This window comes from Bartonella sp. AA86SXKL, assembly GCF_042196885.1.
This window is the reverse complement of the sequence record NZ_JBHIRE010000227.1, coordinates 1-825: the sequence shown is the minus strand read 5'-3', so window position 1 is coordinate 825 and position 825 is coordinate 1. Positions and strand designations below refer to the sequence as shown.

Annotated in this window: 1 protein-coding gene; it reads left to right on the top strand. The window is 37.5% G+C overall.

Annotated elements, in window-relative coordinates:
* Nucleotides 1–825 (top strand): CarD family transcriptional regulator (locus ACFIO5_RS11140; protein ID WP_375705440.1); only part of this gene is annotated, 825 nt, incomplete at both ends.

Below are 825 nucleotides of genomic sequence, written 5' to 3'. Positions count from 1 at the left end.
AGAAGTGCTCACCGAGCGTTATCGCCTTATTGAAGATTATTATGATGCACGCAAAGAGAAAGAGCATGAAAATGATAAAGAAAATCCTACTTCTTATCATCCAATAGAGCCTAGCCTTCTCTATTTAACACCAGAGCGTGTTTTAGAAATTGCGCAACAATCCGGACAACGTATTGATTTTACGCCTTTTAATGTTCCACAAACTTTTGGAAAAACTGTTGTTCATGCGAATATTAAAGCTGGATATGATTTTGTAAAAGAGCGTAATGCGCAAGAGAAAAATGTTTTTTCAAGTGTCGTTCATCATATTGCTTCATTGCATGTTGCTAAAAAGAAGGTGCTATTAGCCGGTTGGAGTGAAGGGTCTCTGGCACGTTTGCTACAGGTTCTTGATGAGCATGGATTGAAAAAAATAGATATTGTAAAATCATTACAAACGGTGAGAGCAACACCACGTGATCATATAACAGCAGCTGTTATAAGGATAGAGCACGGTTTTGAAGTGGAAGATTTTGCTATCATAACAGAGCAAGATATCCTCGGTGATCGTTTCATAAGATCACCCAAACGGCGTAAACACAATAAAAATTTTATTTCTGAAATTGCAGCTTTAAATTCTGGCGATATCGTTGTGCATATCGATCATGGTATTGGACAATTTGTTGGTCTTAAAACTATCACTACAGCTGGAATTTTACGAGATTGTCTTGAGATTAAGTATGCTGGAGGCGATCTGCTCTTTTTACCTGTTGAAAATATTGAACTTCTTTCACGTTATGGATCGGAAGGAACAGATGTAACGTTAGATAAGTTAGGTGGTGTTGC